Origin of the sequence: Variovorax raffinosi (assembly GCF_051216615.1) — a bacterium.
In the GTDB taxonomy this organism is placed as follows: Bacteria; Pseudomonadota; Gammaproteobacteria; order Burkholderiales; family Burkholderiaceae_C; genus Variovorax.
In genome coordinates, this window is sequence record NZ_JBPJZR010000008.1 from 37,802 (window position 1) to 56,243 (window position 18,442).

Below are 18,442 nucleotides of genomic sequence, written 5' to 3' on the forward strand. Positions count from 1 at the left end.
GAACGGGGGTTCGCACCGGTTGGCGAAGGCCGGGGGAGAAAGGTCTAGCTGGCGGGCTGCGGGCGCTCCGTGCGCACGAGCACGGCGCCCTTTGAAAGCGGACTCACGTTGCGCCGGTACTGCTGCAGCCAGCCGGTGTCGAAGGCTGGGGGCGGTGCTTGCCAGTCGGCGCGGCGCGCGGCAAGTTCGGCATCGGTCAATGCGATGTCGAGGCGGCGCGCATCGAGGTCGATGGTGATCACATCGCCATCGCGCACCAGCCCGAGCGGGCCACCGAGCGCCGCTTCGGGCGACACCTCGGCCACCACGAGGCCCTTGCAGACCAGGCCCGAGAGATGCCCGTCGGTGAGCAGCGCGACCTGGTCACCGAGCCCCGCGCCGTCGACAGCGAAGACCACGCGCGATGCGCCGCCGCCCATGGCCGGCCCGCCGCACGCGCCGGCGCCGCGCATCACGACCACCTGGCCGGGAACGATCTCGTTGTTCTTGATCGCGGCGATGGCGGCATCCGAAGTCCAGAAGCACACGGCCGGCCCGGTGAAGCGCCGCACCTTGCGCTCGGCAATGCCGGTCTTGATGAGGCCCGACTCGGGCGCGAGGTTGCCGCGCAAAAGAACGATGGCCGGCAGCGGCGCGACCGGGCGATCGATGGGGCGGATCACCTCGGCATCCATCACTTCGGCATTGCGCAGGTTGTCGGCGACCGTGCCGCCAGTCACCGTGAGCGCGCCCGTGTCGAGCAAGGGCGCGAGCTGCTTCATCAGCGCGCGGCAACCGCCCGCCGCCTCGAAGGCCTCGATCGAATGCTCGCCGATGGGCCGCACGCCGGCCAGCACCGGCGTCGTGGGGCCGAGGCTTTCGAAGAGGCCGTACACATCGACGCCGCACTCGCCTTCGGTCGATATCGCCTGCAGGTGCTTGGCCGTGTTGAGCGAGCCGCCGACGGAGAGCACTGCCCGCACCGCGTTGGCGAAGGCGCCGGCCGAGAGGATGTCGCGCGGCTTCAGGTCGTCGAGCACCATCCGCACGATGCGCGTGCCGGCCGCGCGCACGTCGTCCATCATCTTCGGGCTCAGCGCGGCCACCGGCGCGCTGCCGGGCAAGGCCATGCCGAGCGCCTCGCACACGATGTGCATCGAGTTGGCGGTGCCCAGGCCCGAGCACACGCCCGGCCCGCGAATCGCCTCGCGGCTCATGCCCACGAGTTCTTCCACCGGCAGGTTGCCGGTGACCGCGTGCATCGCGCCGATGAACACCTCCTCGATGTCCATGTGCTTGCCGCGGTACTCGCCGCTGGGCTGGTAGCCGCAGGGCACGAGCAGTGTGGGGATGTTGAGCCGCGCGGCCGCCATGAGCTGCCCCGGCACCGTCTTGTCGCACGAGGTGAGGCAGACCATGCCGTCGAGCTGCGCGCCTTCGACAGCCACCTCGATGTCGTTGGTCACGAGGTCGCGCGCGCCCAGCATGTAGGCGCCGCGCGCGCCCGCACCGGTGATGAAGTCGCTGGGCGCTGCGGTGCGGATCTCGAAGGGCACGCCGCCCGCCGCGCGGATCGCCGCCTTGATTTCCACCGCCACCTTGTCGAGATGGCTGAAGCAGGCGGCCAGCTCCGAGGAGCTGTTGACGATCGCGATCTTGGGCTTTTCGCAATCCTCTTCGGGAATGCCGAGTGCGCGCCAGTGCGCATTGCGCACCGACCAGAGATAGGAGCCGCGCGGGAAGTTGCTGCGCAGAGGGCGGGTCATGGGCGGTCTCCGGTTTTGTCGTTGTTCTTCTTGGTGATCTCGATCACGCCACGGTCGGCGTCCACACGCACCCAGTCGCCGGTCGCGATGCATTCGAGCGGATCGCGCTCGAAGTCGGTCATCGACGGCGAATGCGTGACCACGGCGCCCAGCGCCATCTTGGTCGTCATCTCGTTGAACAGGAACGCCGCGGGCGCGGAGTTCATGAGCCGCGTCATGTGGAACATCACGGACCAGCCCGACGAGCCCTTGGCCCCCGGAAACACCAGCACCTTGCCCGCGAAGCTCTGGCCGCGCAGTTCGTGCCGCGTCTCGATGACGGTGCCGGTGCGCGGGTCGATGCCGCCCCAGCCTGAGATGCGATCGCGCGTGACCAGCGCCTCGCCTTCGGCCACGCCGCCCACCACCTTGCGGCCACGGATGACGATGGTGTGTTCGGTGATGACTGCATCGCTCATGCGTAGGCTCCGTTCCAGCGGCCGGTGCAAGCCGCGTCGATGCATTCGGCCGTGCTGCCGAACCAGGCCTGCACGCCGAGGATGGCGGGCAGGTAGTGCGCCTGCTTGGCGGAATCGAGCGCCACCGTCTTCGTGCCCTTGGGCACGGCGCGGCTCATGGCCGAGCAGCTGTCGCTCATGAGGATGCCGCCCGCGTCTTCGATGATCTTGGTGTAGCCGTTGCGGTCGGCCAGCGACTTGATGGCGCGCGGCGTGAAGATCCACAGCTCGCAATCGGGGTGCACACGGCGCCCTTCGATGAGTTGAGCGGCCTCCCAGATCTGCTCGATGGTGTAGTGCGGACAGCCGAGCATCACGTACTGGACTTCGCTGTCCTTGCCGGTGACGTTGATCTTTTCGTAGGTTGCGCGGCGCTCGGCCTCGCCGTAGCGCAGCACCTCGACCGGCGCACGTCCGCCGAGTGCCTGTTCCAGCGTCAGCGCCTCCGGCGTGATGCCGGCGATGTGATACATCTCCACGCCGCCCGACGACGACGCCGCGGCACCGAAGTGCTTGAGCCTTGGCAGGTTCGGCACGCGGCCGATGCCGCGCTTGCTGTGCACCACCGGCACGCGCTCCTGCACGTGCTCGCCGATGTAGTAGCCGAGCAGGCCCCAGTCCTGCACCGACTCGACCTCGATGTCGAGTTCGATCACGTGCGTCGCGCGGCGGTTTTCGTCGAGGTGGTAGCCCCAATACGGAATGCGGCCGGTGAGCATGGCGGCGCCTGTGCTCTCGCGGCCTTCGGTGTTGGTGCGCGCGCCCAGCACCGAATTGCAATACACCACCGCCGACGACTCCATCCACGCGCAGTGCTCGCCGCGCGTCGGGATGTTGCCGACCTGGTAGGGCGTGCAAGTGTTCATGATCTGCGCGCCGAGGCCGGCGGCGTGGCGTTCGCTCTTGTTGTAGAACTGGACGATCTCCTCGCTCACGCCCATGCGCTCGGGTTGGCCGGGGTCGAAGCCCAGTTGCAGGTGGCTCGTGAAGACCTTGAACTTGGGAATCTCGACCGTCTCCTGGCTGTCGAGGCTGAATTCGGAGAACACCGCGTCCATGCCGCCGCCCTTGGCAAGCGCGAAGTCGCGCTGGAAGGGCGTGGTCGAGGTGATGGTGGCGCAGACGTTGCGCGTCTCGACCAGTCGCTCGGCGCCGAGGGCTTCGCCGTAGCGCATCAAGAGGTCCATCGCCTTCTGTACCGCCGGTCCGTCGCGGCCGTCGTACATGGCTTTTTCTTCGTTGCTCAGGTGCATGACCTGTGTCTCCGTTCTTCTGTCGTCGTGGGGATCAAGCCCCGGCCGGGTTGCTAGCCCGGCGAGGGTGTGGGTGTCGGTACGTGGCCGCCGATGTCGCGCGCAATCGTCAGCGCGATGTCGTGCAGGCGCGGTGCGAGTTCGTTGCGCAACCGGTCTTCGGTGAACACGAAGGCGGCGCCGCCACCGTTGAGCGCCATCACTTCGCCGTCCGGCCCGATGAGCGGCACCGACACCGAGTTGATCTCGCGGTGGAACTCGCCGAGCGAGAGGCAATAGCCCAGCCGCTTCGATTCGCCGATGGCGCGGTTCATGTTGGGCGCGATGCTGTCCCACTCGGGGCCGCGCAGGAGACGCATCGAATCGATCAACTGGTTGCGCTGCGCCTCGGGCAGGGCCGAGAGGTACGAGCGGCCCAACGCCGAGTTGGCCAGCGGCGCGCGCGAGCCCACGTCGAGCCGCGCCGAGAGCATCGACGAGCGCGGGCGGCAGGCTTCGATCAGCACCATCTCCATGCCGTCGCGCACCGCGAGGTAGACGGAGGCACCGACCTCCTCCGCCATCGCCTGCATGCTGGGCCGCGCGGCGGCGCGCACGTCGAGGCTGCCGAGGAACACGCGCGAGAGCGACACCACGCCCGGCCCGAGCATGAAGCGGTCGGCCGCCTGCGCGGGCTTGAGCATGCCCATCGAGAGCAGCGTGGCGACCAGGCGGTTGACGGTGGGGCGCGGAATGCCGGTCATGCGCGCCACGTCGGCGTGGCCGAGCACCGGGCGCTCTTCGCTGAAGCAGCGCAGCACCGAGATGCCGCGCTCCAGCGCGCTCACGGTGTCGGAACGTTCGCCGCGCGCATCGGAAGCATCGGCCGCGGAAAGAGAGCTGTCGTTTTTATCGGTGGACATGAAGGGACCCTTTGAACGCTTTGCAAGACTCTGCAATGTAGAGGCTTGCGAAAGGAGCTCGTCCGGGTTCATGGCGAAAGCTTCAGGCACTGGCTTCGGCCGCGACGGATGCCGCGCCCTGCCCTGCTCCGGCGCGCAGGTACACGCCCTGTGCCAGCAGCGCGGACTGCAGCGCACCGGTGTCGACGAAGCGCGGTGCGATGCCGCCCTGTGACGCCAGCGCCGCCGCCACGCCCGCCGCCTGCCCGGTGATCCAGCACTGCGGAATCTCGCGCATGAAGCCGTGCGAGTTGCGGTCGCACGAGATGTGGCGCCCGCAGGCCACGAGGCCGTCGAGCTGCTGCGGCACCAGCGCGCCATAAGGGATGGAGATGTTCGGGAATTTCGGCGACACGGCGGGCGACACACCGATCTCGTCCGCCAGCGCGACGCCGTCGGGCCACTGGCTGCGCAGCACCGCGCCCACGCCGGTCAGGCGCCGCGCATGGCGCACGCCGATCTGCGGCGCGCTGAGCATCAGGTAGGCGTCTTCGAAGCCGGGCGCGTGCGCCTTGAAGTAATCGAGGTGCGCGGCCATCGCGCGGTGCGAGCGCACTTCGACGGCCGTGAGATCGTCCACGTCGAGCGCCGAATAGCCCGACTGGCGCGGCCCCATGAAGAGCGCCACGTCGTTGCGCCACGAAACGAAGGGCCGCTCGAACAGGCCGAGCTGCTCGCGTCCGCGCGCCATGAAGCCGGCAAACGCATCGGGCTGGCCGGCCTTGAAGTCGATCCAGCGGTTCATGTCCACGCCGCCGAACAGCCACGAGGTGTTCATGCAGTGGTGCACGTCGGCCTCTTCGATGTCGTTCACGTAGGCGGCGCCCGCGCGGGCGAACAGGTCGCCGTCGCCGGTGGCGTCCACCACCACGTCGGCCATGATGGCCATGCGGCCTTCCTTGCTCTCGAAGACCACGCCCTTGACGGCGCCGTCCTGCACGATCGGGATGGCGGCCCACGAGTGGTAGATGAGCTTGACCTTGCGCTCCAGCACGATCTCTTGCGAGAGCAGCTTCAGGCGCTCGGGGTCGATGGTGGGCGACCAGGTGACGACGCCGTGGTAGGCGGCGGTGCGCTGCGACCAGTGCGCGGCCTTGGCCACGTCTTGCGAGCCCCAGTCTTCGCGCTGCGGGCCGGCGATGGCGTCGGCGGGCAGGCGGTCGAACAGTTCTTCGGCGAAGCCGCGGATCACCAGCTTGCCTTCCCAGTCGGTCATGCGGTCGATCCAGATCACGAGGCCGCCGGTCGACAAGCCACCCAGATGGTTGTAGCGCTCGAGCAGCGCCACGTCGGCGCCCGCACGGGCGGCAGCGGCGGCTGCGGCGGTGCCCGACGGGCCGCCGCCGACCACCAGCACGCCGCAGCGGTGATAGACCGGAATGTTCTTGCCGGGCTCGGCCCAGCTGCCGTGGTCAGGGCGCTTGACGCGGCTGTCGCGGTCGAAGATGTCGGAGGACAGGATGCGCTCGTCGGTGCGGACGACAGTTTTCATGGATAGGTGTCTTGGATGGGCTGTTTCATCGTATTTTGATTTCAATGTTCATTTTGTCAAACTCAAAATCCATGAAAAGCCAATTTCTCGGGGAATTCCCTAGTCAATATGGATTTTTATGATTTTCTAAATCAATATAAGAAGACAGAACAACGGAGACATTGATGAAGAAACTCGACGGCACTCGCCGTGCGTTCGGCTCGGTGCTTGGCGCCGCAGCCTTGCTGGCCCTGGCGCCGCTGGCCATGGCGCAGGACTTTCCGGCGCGCAACAAGCCCATCCGCATCGTCGTGGGCTTCACGGCCGGTGGCGGCACCGATGCGCAGGCGCGCATCGTGGCGCTGAAGCTGGGCGAGGTGCTGGGCACCAGCGTGATCGTCGACAACAAGCCCGGCGCCAGCACCATGCTCGCGGCCAACGAGGTGTCGCGCGCGCTGCCCGATGGCTACACGCTGCTGTACGCGCCCTCTTCCACGATGGCGCAGAACCCGCACACCTTCGCGCAGGTGCCCTACGACCCGTTCAAGGACTTCACCGCCATCTCGATGGGCGGACGCGGCCCGCTGGTGCTGTCGGTCAGCACCACGGTGCCGGTCAACAACGTGAAGGAACTCGTGGCCTACGTGAAGGCCCATCCCGGCAAGGTGAGCTATGCCTCGTTCGGCGCGGGCACCTCGTCGCACATCTACGGCGAGGCCTTCGTGAAGAAGACCGGCATCGACGCGGTGCACATCCCCTACAAGGGCGGCTCGGACGCGGCCAAGGACCTGATCGGCGGACGCGTGCAGTACATGTTCGACTCGGCCTCGTCGGCCATCATCACCTCGGCCACGGGCAAGGTGAAGGTGCTGGCCATCGCGGCGAACGCGCGCATCGCCGCGCTGCCCGACGTGCCCACCTTCGCCGAACAAGGCTATGCAGGGCTCGACCTGCCGAGCTGGCTCGGCTTCTACGGGCCGGCGCGCATGCCGGCGCCGGTGGTCGCAAAGCTCAACGCGGCGCTCACGCGCGTGCTGGCGATGCCGCAGGTGCGCGAGTTCTATCTCACGGGTGGCTACGAGGCCGGCGCGACCACGCCGGAAGAATTTGCAAGCATCACGCGCTCGACCTACGAGCGCTGGGGCGCGCTGGTGCAGCAGGTAGGCTTGGCCAAGCAATGACCCCCTCTTTCTTCATCGCCAGGCGCAGCCTCACCGCGTGGATCGCGCTGGGCGCCGCCGCCTTGCCGCTGGCCACGCTCGCGGCGCAGCCCGCGGCCTTTCCGGAAAAGGGCCGCAGCATCCGCATCGTGCTCGGTCTTTCGGCGGGTGGCGCCTCCGACTCGCAGGCGCGCTTCGTCGCCAACAAACTCGGCGAGGTGCTGCAGACGCCGGTGATCGTCGAGAACCGGCCGGGAGCGAGCTTCATCCTTGCAACGGAAGAGGTGATTCGCGCGGCGCCCGACGGCTACACCTTCATGTACGCGCCCTCTTCCGTCGTGGCGCAGAACCCGCAGACGCTGGCACAGGTGCGCTACGACCCGTTCAAGGACCTCACGCCGATCTCGCTCGGCGCACGCGGCCCGCTGGTGCTGACCGTGCACACCAGCGTGCCGGCGCACAACGTGCAGGAGCTGATCGCCTACATCAAGGCCAATCCGGGGAAGATGAGCTATGCCTCGTTCGGTACCGGCACCTCGTCGCACATCTACGGCGAGGCTTTCGCGCGGCAGGCCGGGCTGGACGTGGTGCATGTGCCCTACAAGGGCGGTGCCGACGCCGCGAAAGACTTTCTGGCGGGCCGCGTGCAGTACTACTTCGACGCGGCGCCCAACGCCATCCAGAACACGGCCACCGGCAAGGTCCGCATGCTGGCGGTGGCGACGCCCAAGCGCAGCCCAATGCTGCCCGACGTGCCCACGATGACCGAGCAAGGCGTGAGCGGCGTCGACATGGCGAGCTGGCTGGGCTTCTACGGACCAGCGCGCATGCCGGCGCCGGTGGTGGCAAAGCTCAACGCCGCGCTGGCGCAGGTGCTGGCCATGCCGGCCACGCGCGACTTCTTCCGCCAGGGCGCCTACGAAGCCGAGTCGTCGACCCCGCAGCAACTGGCCGACCTGACACGCACGACCTACGACCAGTGGGCCGACACCATCCGCAAGCTGGGCCTCACCAAGCAGTGAGGGCCGGGGTCAGCCGAGGAACTGCAGTAACCGCGCGTTGACCTGCGCGGCGCGCTCGTACTGCACCCAGTGCCCGGCGCCGTCGATCACCGTGCCTTCGCGGCCCGGCCCTTCGGCCACCAGTTGCGCCACCAGCGGACGCGGATCGGCGGTGACGTCGTACTCGCCCCAGAGCAGCAGCGTCGGCACGCCCAGCGTGTCTAGCGCCGCCTGCAGCCCGCCCGCGAGCGACACCTCCTTGCTGCGAAAGCGCGTGCCGTGGCAGGAGATGTCGTGGATCTCGAAGGCCAGCGGGTCGATGGCGGCCTTGTCGTGCAGCATCAGCGCGCCCAGGTTGTGCAGCAGCGCGGCGCGTTCCGCCTCGCGGTCGGGCGCGGCGCGCCAGTTGATCATCTGCACCGTCATGCGCCGCAGCGTGCCGTGGCCGCCGCTGCCCATGAGCGCCATGCGCCGGATGGCGCGGCGCTGCACCGCGAAGCGGGCGGCAGTGAGCCCGCCGAAGGAAAAACCGCCGAGATCGATGGGCGTGCCCGCGCCGATCAGCGCGTCGAGCGTGCCGCCGAGCGCCTTCAGCAGCGGCGGGAGCGAGTCTTCGCCGGGTGCCACGCGGGGCAGCGCATCGGAATCATGAAAGCCCGGCATGTCGGGCAGCCAGAGCGTGCGGCCGGCCGACAGCGCCTCGGCGTTGCGCAGCCAATGCATCCAGCTGCCGTGGCCGCCGTGCAGCAGCACCAGCGGCGGCTTCGTGGTGTCGGTGCCAAAGCGGCGCCAGCGCACGCGCACACCTTCGTGCACCGGGTCATGGTGCGTCGAGAGCGCATCGATGCGCGCGATCTCGGCACGGGCTTGTTCGATGGTGTCGACACTCATGGCAGCATCCTCTGGAGTTCGGCTTCGCCGTCGACAAACTGGTGCTTGAGCGCGCCCAACACATGCAGCCCGAACATCACGTAAAGCACATAGCCGGCCCAGGTGTGCACGCCGCCGAGCACGGTGTGCCAGGTCTCCTTGGCGACAGGCTCGATGGCCATGATCCAGCCGATGCGCGGCCATTCGAACAGCCCGAAGAGCTGCATCGGGTGCGTGGCCGCGTCCTTCCAGGCCGAGTCGTGCATCCAGCCTGACAGCGGCAGCAAGACCATCAGCAGGTAAAGCACGCCGTGGGCCGCATGCGCGGCGAAGCGCTCGAGTGGCCCGTACGAACCGGGCATGGCCGGCGGCCGGTGCGTGGCTCGCCACAGAAGCCGCAGGATCACCAGCCCCAGCACGGTGATGCCGATCGACTTGTGGGTGTCGACGGCGGGGCGCACCCAGTCGTCGGGGTAGTGGTCGACCAGCAGGATCAGCGCGATGTTGATGGCCATGAGCACCGCGACCAGCCAGTGCAGTGCCATGGCGGTCCGGGTGTAGCGGGTTTGTGGGAGCATGCGGGGAATTTTCGGGCGTGGGCCGACTCAGTCAGGAGCGCTTTCGATTGTCCCGGCTTTGTCCTGGGCCTTTTGAAACCGCTGGCCGATTTTTTGCGTATCACCGTTCGTCGCCCGGGCACATCCTCTTGAACGATTCCCTTCAGCGCGCCTTCGTGGCCGCATCACCGCGCCTGTCTCCTCCCAGTACCCCGCTGCGAAGCTGGCTGATTCACGGCGGCGTGCTCGTGCTGTGGGCCTTGCTGTTTGCCATGGCCTTTCGCGTCGGCAACGTCCGGGCGTGGTCGGTCGGCGTGGCCTATGTGCTGTACGACACCGTGCTGCTGCTGTTCGTCGGCTGGATGACCTTGCCGATCCTGCGGCCCCGGGCCGTGCCGGTTGTACCAACCACCGAAGTAGGCCGCACGCGCCGCAACACGCTGGGCGTGATCGTCGCATCGCACAACGAGGCCGCAGTGCTGCCCGTGACGCTGGCCGCGCTGCTCGGCCAGAGCGATGTGCCCGACCGCATCGTGATCGCGGACGACGGCTCCAGCGATGGCACCGCCGAATTGCTCACCACGCGCTACGGCCTCGTGGCACCGGCTCTGGGTGAACTGAGCGCAGCCAGCACCACGCACCCCGGCCTGTACTGGCTGCGGCTGCCGCACGGCGGCAAGGCTGTGGCATTGAACGCGGCCATTCTCTGCATCGACACCGACACGGTGCTCACGGTGGACGGTGACACGCTGCTCGACCACAAGGCCATCGCAGCCGTTCGCCATGCGTTTTCGTCCGAGCCGAACCTCGTGGCCGCCACCGGCGTCATCACGCCGGTGTGCAGTCGCACGTTGACGGGGCGCTGCTTCCAGTGGTTCCAGACCTACGAGTACATCCGCAACTTTCTCTCGCGCTATGCATGGATGCGCGTCAACGGCCTGCTGCTGATCTCGGGTGCCTTCGCGGGCTTCCGGCTGGACGCGGTGCGCGCGGTCGGCGGCTTCGACACCGACTGCCTGGTGGAAGACTACGAACTCATCCATCGCCTGCATCGCCATGCCCAGGCGCACGACCTGCCGTGGACCGTGCGCGTGCTCGGCGATGCGCAGGCGCACACCGATGCGCCAAGCAGCACGGGCGCCTTCCTGCGGCAGCGTCGGCGCTGGTTTGGCGGTTTCCTGCAGACGCAGTACTGGTACCGCGCGATGGTGGGCGACCGGCGTTATGGCTGGCTCGGCATCGCGATGCTGCCGGTGAAGGCCATCGACACGTTGCAGCCGCTCTACGGGCTGGCCGCCTTCGGATTGCTGCTGATGTACCTGGTGCGTGGCAACTTCGGCGTGCTGGCGCCAGTGGCGGGCGTGATCGGCGCGAAGATCGTGCTCGACCTCGTCTTTCATCTGTGGTCGGTGTTTCTTTACCGACGCTGGATCGGCCAGCACAGCGAAGCGAACATGGTTCAAGCCTTCCTCGCCGCGCTGATCGAGCCCTTCACCTTTCAGATCCTGCGGCACACGGGCGCGGCGTGGGGCTGGTGGACCTTTCTTACCGGGCGCGGCACATGGGGGCGGCAGACGCGCGTGGGGCTGGTTGATTCCGATGGGGTTGGTCGGCGCGGGTCTTAGGCTCGTCTTGTTCTTGGCTCTGCTGTTCTTCGGGGCGCTGCTGTTCAAAGCGGGTTCGGGGTCATTCAGGGCGAGTGCGAATGACACCAGGAGCTCCCCTCCGCGAATGTCCCCCGCTTCGCTCCTCCTTTATTTCGCTGCGGGGAGCACCTGGTGCCATTCGCACATGGGCACGCTTCTGGTGATCCTGTGATCAACCAGTGCTCTGAACACGCTCGCGCCGATACGGGGCTCTTTTTCGCGAAATAAAGGAGGAGCGAAGCGGGGGACATTCGCGAAAAAGAGCACCGTGTCGGCGTGAGTGTCGCCCTGAACAACAGCGCTCAGAATCACGCGCAACGAAATATCAAACAGCCCCGAAGCGGTAGCTGGACACCACAAGCCCGCCCATGAACGCGTCCTCGTGATACACGCGCTCACCGGCATCGGCCTCTGCCGCGCCCACCGCCACCATCAACGGAATCAAATGCTCTTCACGTGGATGCGCCATCCGCGCCGAAGGAGCAGCGGCCCAGTTCAGCAACTGTTCGCTGCGCTTGGTTGATGAGCCCTTGACCACCGCCTCGTCGAGCCAGTCGTCGAAGGCCTTAGAGACACCATGCGCCTGCGGCCCGAAGTTGCGCAGGTTGTGATAGCTCAGGCCGCTGCCGACGATCAGCACGTTCTCGTCGCGCAGTGGTGCGAGTGCGCGGCCCAACGCCAGGTGCTCGGCCGGGTCGAGCCCGCGCCGTAGCGACAGTTGCACCACCGGCACATCGGCCTTGGGGTACATCGCGGCCATCGGGGCGAACATGCCGTGGTCATAGCCGCGCTCGGGATCGATCTGCACCGGCAACCCCGCGGCGGCAATCAGCGCCCGCACGCGCTGCGCGAGTTCGGGCGAACCCGGCGCGTCGTAGTGCACTTCGTAGGTGTGGGGCGGGAAGCCGCCGTAGTCATAAATCATGGGCGGCTTCGGATTGCCCTGCACCGTGAAGGCGGGGGCCTCCCAATGCGCCGACACCATGAGGATGGCGCTCGGCGTGCGGCCGATCTGCCGCGGCATGTCGGCGAGCGAAGCGGCAAGCTGGTCGTAGGTCGGGCCCATTTCCTTCTTCATCCAGGGCCAGGGGCCGCCGCCGTGCGAGATGAAATAGGTCGGCAGGCGTGGGGTGTTCGTGTTGTCGTGGGTCAAGTCGATGCTCCTTGAAAGCGTTGCATCGACTGTAGACATTTCCTCCCAGGAAATCGACAGGCTAGGATGCATCGAATCAGTTCCTCACAGGAAATCTTCAAAGGGGCTCACATGGACCAGATGACCAGCCTGCGCGTGTTCCGCGAAGTCGTCGAGGCCGGCAGCTTCGTGGCTGCAGCCGGGCGCCTCGGTATGTCGCCGCCGATGGCGAGCAAGCACGTGGCCCAGCTCGAAAAGTCGCTCGGCGCGCGGCTGCTGCACCGTTCGAGCCGGCACCTGAGCCTGACCGAAGCCGGCACCGCCTGGTACGAGCAGAGCCGCCGCGCGCTCGACCTGCTCGACGCGGCCGAAGCCGCCATCGGCCAGACCAGCGAAATGCCGCGCGGCCAGCTCAAGGTGAGCGCGCCGGTCTGGTGTGCCACACCGCGCTTTGCGCGCGTGCTGGCCGACTACCGCGAACGCTATCCCGAGGTGCTGGTCGACATGCACCTGGAAAACCGCAAGGTCGATCTCGCGGCCGACGGCTACGACCTTGCGCTGCGCGCCACGCAGGAACTGTCTCCCGCGCTGATCGCCCGGCCGCTGTGCCGCGTGCCCTTCTACCTTGCAGGCACACCGGCATATCTGAAGCGCGCGGGCGGCGACCCCAGCCTGCCCGCCGACCTGGCGCGCTTCGGCGCCATCGTGCCCAGCTATGTGAACCTGGAGAACCTCGCGCTCAAGGGGCCGGGTGGGCGGATGTTTCCGCTGCGCCTCACGCCGGCCATGCGCTCCGACGACACCACGCTCACGCTGCATGCGGTGCGCGCCGGCATGGGCATCGCCTTCATGCCGCTGTGGCTGATCGATGACGACCTTGCGAACGGCCGGTTGGTTCGGTTGCTGCCCGACTTCGATTCGCCGCCCGTCACGCTCTTTGCCGTGTACACGAGCCGGCAGTACATGTCGCCCAAGCTGCGTACTTTCATCGACTTCCTGAGCGAACGATTGGGCGGCATGCAACGAAAGTCCGCGGCGCGATCGGCACCCATCGAATAGAAGCCACGCAAGCTGAAGAAGAACGCACCTTTTCAGGGCAAGGTCATGCATGCACGGCTAAAGTTGCCGGCTATCTGGGAGATCGTTCGCCTTGTTCCGCTTCTTCGAAAAACTACTTCACCCCTACCCCGCCGCCGAACCCGCGCTGCCGCCCCAAGGCTTCTTCGCCTTCCTGTGGGCCTGCACGCATGGCGTGCGCGGGAAGATCGCCGCGATGGCGGTGCTCACCGCCGTCATGTCGATCTTCGAGGCCGCGCTGTTCGCGATCCTCGGGCGCATCGTCGACTGGCTCGGCGGGCAGGTGCCCTCGCGCCTGTGGGCCGAGCGCGGCGACACGCTGCTGTGGCTGGCCGCCTTCCTGGTGATCAGCATCGGCGTGGTGGCGCTGCAGACCATCGTCAAGCACCAGACGCTGGCGGTGAACCTGCCGATGCGCCTGCGCTGGAACTTCCACCGGCTGATGCTGGGCCAGAGCATGGCCTTCTATCAGGACGAGTTCGCCGGCCGCATCACGGCCAAGGTGATGCAGACCGCGCTGGCGGTGCGCGAGACCGTGTTCGTGCTGGCCGACGTGCTGGTGGCCATGGGCGTGTATGTCGCGACCATGATCATCCTGGTGGGCGTGCTCGATGCGCAACTGGTGTGGCCCTTCGTGATCTGGCTGGTGCTGTACATCTGCGCCCTCATCTACTTCGTGCCGCGGCTGGGCAAGGTCGGCAAGGCGCAGGCCGATGCGCGCTCGCTCATGACCGGCCGCGTGACCGACGCCTACACCAACATCGCGACCGTCAAGCTGTTCTCGCACACGCAGCGCGAGGCCGGCTTTGCGCGCGACGCCATGCGCGAGTTCATGCACACCGGCTACGGCCAGATGCGGCTGGTGAGCGCGTTCGAGATCGTCAATCACGCGTTGAGCATGGGCCTGACCGCCGGCATGGCGGGCATGGCGCTGTGGCTGTGGTCGACCGGCGCGGTCGGCGTGGGTGCGGTGGCAGCGGCCACCGCGATGGCGCTGCGGCTGCAGGGCATGTCGCACTGGATCATGTGGGAAATGACCAGCCTGTTCGAGAACATCGGCACGGTGCAGGACGGCATGAAGACGCTGTCGCGCCCGCGCACGGTGCTCGACGCAGCCGACGCCACGGTGCTCGACGTGCCGCGCGGCGAAGTGCGCTTCGAACACGCGAGCTTCCGCTATGGCGACGCAGGCCGCCGCGTGATCGAGGACCTGAACCTCACGGTCAAGCCCGGCGAAAAGATCGGCCTTGTCGGCCGCTCGGGCGCCGGCAAGTCGACGCTGGTGAACCTGCTGCTGCGCTTCCATGACCTGGAGAGCGGCCGCATCCTGATCGACGGGCAGGACATCGCGCATGTCACGCAGGACTCGCTGCGCAGCCACATCGGCATGGTCACGCAGGACACCTCGCTGATGCACCGCTCGGTGGCCGACAACGTCGCCTACGGCCGGCCCGACGCCACGCCCGCGCAGATCGAGGCGGCAGCCCGGCGCGCCGAGGCGCACGACTTCATCCAGACGCTGAGCGATGCCAGCGGCCGGCGCGGCTACGAGGCGCACGTGGGCGAGCGTGGCGTGAAGCTGTCGGGCGGCCAGCGCCAGCGCGTGGCCATTGCGCGCGTGATGCTGAAGGACGCGCCGATCCTGCTGCTGGACGAAGCCACGAGCGCGCTCGACTCCGAAGTCGAGGCCGCGATCCAGCAGAGCCTGTACACGCTGATGGAAGGCAAGACCGTGATCGCCATCGCGCACCGGCTGTCGACCATCGCGGCGATGGACCGGCTGATCGTGCTCGACGAAGGCCGCGTGGTGGAAGAAGGCGACCACCGCACGCTGATGGCGCAAGGTGGTTTGTATGCGCGGCTGTGGGCCCACCAGAGCGGCGGGTTCCTGGGGGATGGCCTGGAAGACGGCGAGGCGCTCAGGGCCTAGCCGAACCCGACCCGGTAGAGATGGAACGTCTGCCGGGTCTGGAAGCCGAGACGTTCGTAGAGCCCGATGGCCGTCGCGTTGTCGTCGCGGACATGCAGGAAAGGCGTTTCGCCGCGCGCTCGTATCTCGCGGCGAAGAATGTTCATGAGCCGGCCCGCGATCCCCTTGCCGCGGTTCGCGTCGTTCACGCAGACCGCGCTGATCTCCGTGTACCCGTCGCATCGCATCCGCTCACCGGCCATCGCGATGAGACGACCACCGTCTCGAATGCCGATGTAGCTGCCCATCTCGTGCGTTCGCGGGCCGAAGGGGCCGGGCTTGGTCTCCAGGGCCAGTTCCATCATCGCGGGGGCATCGGCGGCGCTCAGACGGACCACATCGTCTTGCGTGCCGCTTGCCGCCTCGCCGGCGTCCACCATCTGGCACACGGCAAACAGGCGCTCCGCATGCACCCCTTCCACCGGCGACAGCAGTTCAGGGAGCGTGAGCAGCACGTGGCCGCCCGGCGCGACGAGCAGGCCGAGCTGCCGGAATGCCTCCGGCGTCGTGTTCGCCACGCCGGCGAACGCGGCGACATCCGGGTGGTAGCGGGCAGCGAGTTCTTCGCGCTGCCCCAGATGCGCCTGCTTCGTGGTGAGGGCAAACCACGGCGGGTTGTCGAGCCTGTTGTCGTCGAGGTGTTTCGTCATACGCTCAGTTTAGGCAGCGGGCTTGCGCCGAGCTACAGTCGTAAACGACATCTTTGGTGTGATTCACGACATGAAACTTTGCATCCTTGCCCTCGACGGCGTATTCGACACCGGCATCACCGCGCTGCTGGACACCTTTGCCACGGCGAATGAACTGGCTGCGATCCAGGGGGCGGCATCACCGCCGTTCGACGTGCGGCTGGTCGGCGTCAGGAGGCGCATCCGCACGGCCATGGGCTTCTCCACACAGGTCGAGCCGGCGAGTGCGCTCGGGCGGCCCGATTGGGTCGTGGTGCCAGCCCTGAATGCCAAGCAGCCCGCGAGCCTCCTGGAAGCCTTGGCGCGGCGCGACGTGTGCGAAGCCAAGGACCATCTGCGCGCCTGGCATGCGGAAGGCATCGGCATCGCGGCCGCCTGCATCGGCACCTTCCTGCTCGCGGACGCGGGGCTGCTGGACCATGGGGAAGCGACCACGACATGGTCGCTCGCGCCGCTCTTCCGCCAGCGTTATCCGGCGGTGAAGCTGGACGATTCACGCATGGTCATCACATCGCGCGGGGTGGTGACGGCGGGCGCCATGATGGGCCATCTCGACCTGGCACTCTGGCTGGTGCGGCAAGCCAGCCCGGAGCTGGCGGCGCGCGTTGCGCGGCTGATGCTCGTCGACAGCCGCTCGTCGCAGGCGCAATACATCATTCCGGACTTCGTGGCCCACGCCGATCCGCTGATTGCGAGGTTCGAGCGCTGGTCGCGGGAACATCTTGCGCAAGGCTTCTCGCTGCAGGCTTGTGCGGATGCATTGCACGTGCACCCACGCACCTTGCAGCGCCGGATGGAATCGGTGCTGGGCAAGTCGCCCCTGGCGTTTTTCCAGGACCTGCGGATCGAGCATGCCAAGCAGCTGGTGTCGTCCGGCAGCGACCTCGACGCGATTGCCGAAGAGGTCGGCTACGCCGATGCCTCGACATTGCGGAACCTGCTGCGCCGCAAGCTCGGCCGCGGTGTGCGGGAGCTTCGCGCCGAGATGAAGTAGGCAGCGGGTGCGCGCCCGCGCATCACGTGGGCAGCGCGCCGGCCTCGTACTGCGCCGCGAACTCCGCGCTCGGCGGGATCGGCTTGATGATGTCGATCAGCACGCCGTTCGGGTCGCTGGTGATGAAGTGCCGCTGGCCGAAGGCCTCGTCGCGCAGCGGCAGCAGGATCGGCAGGCCGGCCGCCTTCAGCCGGTCGTGCACCGCATCGGGGTCGTCCACCTCGAAGTTCAGCAGCAGCCCGCCCACCACCTGCCCGCGCGCGGGCGCCGGGATCGTCTCGTGCCGCCCGTCGAGCACGGCGAGGTTGACCGCCGAGTCGTCCGCCAGTTGCAGATGCACGTACCAGTCGCTCGTGAACAGCGCCGTGAAGCCGAAGTGCCGCTGGTAGAAGGCCGCCGTTGCGGCGACGTCATGGGTCATGACCACGGGATAGAAGCTCGTTACTTTCATGGCGTTCGTCCTTTCAGATAAAACATACAGACAGAATGTAAATTAAATATTAATCCACAAACAGGCTGCATGTAAATTAGGGTCATGGCCAAAGCCCCCGCCCGAACCAACCGCGAACGCACCGAAACCACCCGTCTGGCGCTGATCGAGGCGGCCCGCGCGCTGTTCGTCAGCAAGGGCTATGGCGACACCTCCACCCCTGAAATCGCGGTGGCCGCGGGCATCACGCGCGGAGCGCTCTATCACCACTTCACCGACAAGCGCGATCTGTTCAGGCAGGTGCTGGTGCGCGAGTCGGAAGCCGTGGCTACCGACATCGAAGCGGCCACGCCCGAGCAGCTTGCGCCGCGCGAAGCGCTGCTCGAAGGAAGCGAGGCTTACCTGAACGCGATGACGGTGCCGGGCCGCACCCGGCTGCTGCTCATCGACGGGCCCGCCGTGCTCGGCATGACGGAGATCATGGCGATGGACGACGCGAACGCGGCGCACTCGCTGCGCCAAGGCCTGACCAAGGCCGGCATGGGGCGCGGCGAAGTGTCCGTCGATGCGCTGTCTCAATTGCTGTCGGCGGCCTTCGACCGAGCTGCGCTGGAAATCGACGCAGGAGCCGACGCCAAGGAAGTGCGTTCGGCAATGCGCTGGCTGATCGAACAGGCACTCGGGCCGGAGAAAAAACGCTGATCTGCCGTTGGTGCTGCGCGGGCCTGTTCGGGGCGCTGCGGGTTCATTCAGGGCGAGTGCGAATGACACCAGGTGCTCCCCTCCGCGAATGTCCCCCGCTTCGCTCCTCCTTTATTTCGCTGCGGGGAGCACCTGGTGCCATTCGCACATGGGCACGCTGCTGGTGAATCGCCGATCAACGACCGCTCTGCCCAACGCTCGCGCCGATACGGGGCTCTTTTTCGCGAAATAAAGGAGGAGCGAAGCGGGGGACATTCGCGAAAAAGAGCACCGTGTCGGCGTGAGCGTCGCCCTGAACAACGGCGCTA

Annotated in this window: 17 protein-coding genes; 7 read left to right on the forward strand and 10 right to left on the reverse strand. The window is 67.3% G+C overall.

Going from position 1 to position 18,442, the window contains the following annotated elements; all coding sequences use genetic code 11:
- Window positions 1–44 precede the first annotated feature (44 nt).
- From ilvD to ACSFB7_RS22745, 5 genes are all read right to left on the reverse strand, one after another.
- The gene (gene ilvD / locus ACSFB7_RS22725) at window positions 45–1,745 is read right to left on the reverse strand and encodes a dihydroxy-acid dehydratase (RefSeq protein WP_435474188.1); all 1,701 of its coding nucleotides are present in this window, start codon (window positions 1,743–1,745) and stop codon (window positions 45–47) included.
- Window positions 1,742–2,203 carry an aconitase X swivel domain-containing protein gene (locus ACSFB7_RS22730; protein WP_435474190.1) on the reverse strand — a complete coding sequence of 154 codons (462 nt, stop codon included), beginning with the start codon at window positions 2,201–2,203 and terminating at the stop codon, window positions 1,742–1,744. The genes ilvD and ACSFB7_RS22730 overlap by 4 nt, the downstream gene beginning before the upstream one ends.
- Window positions 2,200–3,495, reverse strand: coding sequence for an aconitase X (locus ACSFB7_RS22735; protein ID WP_435474192.1), 1,296 nt, complete (start codon window positions 3,493–3,495; stop codon window positions 2,200–2,202). Before ACSFB7_RS22735 ends, ACSFB7_RS22730 begins: the two co-directional genes overlap by 4 nt.
- 53 nt (window positions 3,496–3,548) lie before the next feature.
- The gene (locus ACSFB7_RS22740) at window positions 3,549–4,397 is read right to left on the reverse strand and encodes an IclR family transcriptional regulator (RefSeq protein ID WP_435474194.1); all 849 of its coding nucleotides are present in this window, start codon (window positions 4,395–4,397) and stop codon (window positions 3,549–3,551) included.
- Between the two features lie 82 nt (window positions 4,398–4,479).
- Window positions 4,480–5,928 carry an FAD-dependent oxidoreductase gene (locus ACSFB7_RS22745; protein ID WP_435474195.1) on the reverse strand — a complete coding sequence of 483 codons (1,449 nt, stop codon included), beginning with the start codon at window positions 5,926–5,928 and terminating at the stop codon, window positions 4,480–4,482.
- 164 nt (window positions 5,929–6,092) lie between these two features.
- On the opposite strand from ACSFB7_RS22745, the gene ACSFB7_RS22750 reads away from it, so the two are divergent.
- Window positions 6,093–7,088, forward strand: coding sequence for a Bug family tripartite tricarboxylate transporter substrate binding protein (locus ACSFB7_RS22750; protein ID WP_435474197.1), 996 nt, complete (start codon window positions 6,093–6,095; stop codon window positions 7,086–7,088).
- The gene (locus tag ACSFB7_RS22755; protein WP_435474199.1) at window positions 7,085–8,089 is read left to right on the forward strand and encodes a Bug family tripartite tricarboxylate transporter substrate binding protein; all 1,005 of its coding nucleotides are present in this window, start codon (window positions 7,085–7,087) and stop codon (window positions 8,087–8,089) included. Before ACSFB7_RS22750 ends, ACSFB7_RS22755 begins: the two co-directional genes overlap by 4 nt.
- Window positions 8,090–8,098: 9 nt before the next feature.
- On the opposite strand, the gene ACSFB7_RS22760 is transcribed toward ACSFB7_RS22755, so the two are convergent.
- Window positions 8,099–8,959, reverse strand: a complete 861-nt coding sequence (locus tag ACSFB7_RS22760; protein WP_435474200.1) for an alpha/beta fold hydrolase — start codon at window positions 8,957–8,959, stop codon at window positions 8,099–8,101.
- A complete protein-coding gene (locus tag ACSFB7_RS22765; protein WP_435474202.1) occupies window positions 8,956–9,516 on the reverse strand; it encodes a cytochrome b in 561 nt (186 codons plus the stop codon). The genes ACSFB7_RS22760 and ACSFB7_RS22765 overlap by 4 nt, the downstream gene beginning before the upstream one ends.
- A gap of 128 nt (window positions 9,517–9,644) precedes the next feature.
- Between ACSFB7_RS22765 and ACSFB7_RS22770 the strand changes: the two genes are divergently transcribed.
- Window positions 9,645–11,120, forward strand: a complete 1,476-nt coding sequence (locus tag ACSFB7_RS22770; RefSeq protein ID WP_435474204.1) for a glycosyltransferase family 2 protein — start codon at window positions 9,645–9,647, stop codon at window positions 11,118–11,120.
- Window positions 11,121–11,466: 346 nt separating this feature from the next.
- On the opposite strand, the gene ACSFB7_RS22775 is transcribed toward ACSFB7_RS22770, so the two are convergent.
- Window positions 11,467–12,294 carry a DODA-type extradiol aromatic ring-opening family dioxygenase gene (locus ACSFB7_RS22775; RefSeq protein ID WP_435474206.1) on the reverse strand — a complete coding sequence of 276 codons (828 nt, stop codon included), beginning with the start codon at window positions 12,292–12,294 and terminating at the stop codon, window positions 11,467–11,469.
- A 111-nt stretch (window positions 12,295–12,405) separates the two neighbouring features.
- Between ACSFB7_RS22775 and ACSFB7_RS22780 the strand changes: the two genes are divergently transcribed.
- Both ACSFB7_RS22780 and ACSFB7_RS22785 read left to right on the forward strand, forming a co-directional pair.
- Complete coding sequence (locus ACSFB7_RS22780) at window positions 12,406–13,332, forward strand: LysR family transcriptional regulator (protein ID WP_435474208.1); 927 nt, start codon at window positions 12,406–12,408, stop codon at window positions 13,330–13,332.
- A 91-nt stretch (window positions 13,333–13,423) separates the two neighbouring features.
- Entirely contained in the window at window positions 13,424–15,280 is a 1,857-nt protein-coding gene (locus ACSFB7_RS22785) for an ABC transporter ATP-binding protein (RefSeq protein ID WP_435474210.1), read from the forward strand.
- Here the strand turns inward: ACSFB7_RS22785 and ACSFB7_RS22790 are convergent.
- A complete protein-coding gene (locus ACSFB7_RS22790) occupies window positions 15,277–15,969 on the reverse strand; it encodes a GNAT family N-acetyltransferase (protein ID WP_435474212.1) in 693 nt (230 codons plus the stop codon). The genes ACSFB7_RS22785 and ACSFB7_RS22790 overlap by 4 nt on opposite strands.
- Window positions 15,970–16,039: 70 nt before the next feature.
- On the opposite strand from ACSFB7_RS22790, the gene ACSFB7_RS22795 reads away from it, so the two are divergent.
- The gene (locus tag ACSFB7_RS22795) at window positions 16,040–17,002 is read left to right on the forward strand and encodes a GlxA family transcriptional regulator (RefSeq protein WP_435474214.1); all 963 of its coding nucleotides are present in this window, start codon (window positions 16,040–16,042) and stop codon (window positions 17,000–17,002) included.
- Window positions 17,003–17,024: 22 nt separating this feature from the next.
- On the opposite strand, the gene ACSFB7_RS22800 is transcribed toward ACSFB7_RS22795, so the two are convergent.
- Window positions 17,025–17,453: a VOC family protein gene (locus tag ACSFB7_RS22800; protein ID WP_435474216.1), complete on the reverse strand. Its 429-nt coding sequence runs from the start codon at window positions 17,451–17,453 to the stop codon at window positions 17,025–17,027.
- 84 nt (window positions 17,454–17,537) lie between these two features.
- Here ACSFB7_RS22800 and ACSFB7_RS22805 point away from each other — a divergent pair, with 84 nt between their 5' ends.
- The gene (locus ACSFB7_RS22805) at window positions 17,538–18,134 is read left to right on the forward strand and encodes a TetR/AcrR family transcriptional regulator (protein ID WP_435474218.1); all 597 of its coding nucleotides are present in this window, start codon (window positions 17,538–17,540) and stop codon (window positions 18,132–18,134) included.
- The last annotated feature ends 308 nt before the right edge of the window (window positions 18,135–18,442 follow it).

Bases quoted from the DNA above. Each gene is read 5' to 3' on its own strand.
- ilvD (WP_435474188.1), bottom strand. From the start codon at position 1,745: ATGACCCGCCCTCTGCGCAGCAACTTCCCGCGCGGCTCCTATCTCTGG.
- ACSFB7_RS22730 (WP_435474190.1), bottom strand. From the start codon at position 2,203: ATGAGCGATGCAGTCATCACCGAACACACCATCGTCATCCGTGGCCGC.
- ACSFB7_RS22735 (WP_435474192.1), bottom strand. From the start codon at position 3,495: ATGCACCTGAGCAACGAAGAAAAAGCCATGTACGACGGCCGCGACGGA.
- ACSFB7_RS22740 (WP_435474194.1), bottom strand. From the start codon at position 4,397: ATGTCCACCGATAAAAACGACAGCTCTCTTTCCGCGGCCGATGCTTCC.
- ACSFB7_RS22745 (WP_435474195.1), bottom strand. From the start codon at position 5,928: ATGAAAACTGTCGTCCGCACCGACGAGCGCATCCTGTCCTCCGACATC.
- ACSFB7_RS22750 (WP_435474197.1), top strand. From the start codon at position 6,093: ATGAAGAAACTCGACGGCACTCGCCGTGCGTTCGGCTCGGTGCTTGGC.
- ACSFB7_RS22755 (WP_435474199.1), top strand. From the start codon at position 7,085: ATGACCCCCTCTTTCTTCATCGCCAGGCGCAGCCTCACCGCGTGGATC.
- ACSFB7_RS22760 (WP_435474200.1), bottom strand. From the start codon at position 8,959: ATGAGTGTCGACACCATCGAACAAGCCCGTGCCGAGATCGCGCGCATC.
- ACSFB7_RS22765 (WP_435474202.1), bottom strand. From the start codon at position 9,516: ATGCTCCCACAAACCCGCTACACCCGGACCGCCATGGCACTGCACTGG.
- ACSFB7_RS22780 (WP_435474208.1), top strand. From the start codon at position 12,406: ATGGACCAGATGACCAGCCTGCGCGTGTTCCGCGAAGTCGTCGAGGCC.
- ACSFB7_RS22790 (WP_435474212.1), bottom strand. From the start codon at position 15,969: ATGACGAAACACCTCGACGACAACAGGCTCGACAACCCGCCGTGGTTT.
- ACSFB7_RS22795 (WP_435474214.1), top strand. From the start codon at position 16,040: ATGAAACTTTGCATCCTTGCCCTCGACGGCGTATTCGACACCGGCATC.
- ACSFB7_RS22800 (WP_435474216.1), bottom strand. From the start codon at position 17,453: ATGAAAGTAACGAGCTTCTATCCCGTGGTCATGACCCATGACGTCGCC.
- ACSFB7_RS22805 (WP_435474218.1), top strand. From the start codon at position 17,538: ATGGCCAAAGCCCCCGCCCGAACCAACCGCGAACGCACCGAAACCACC.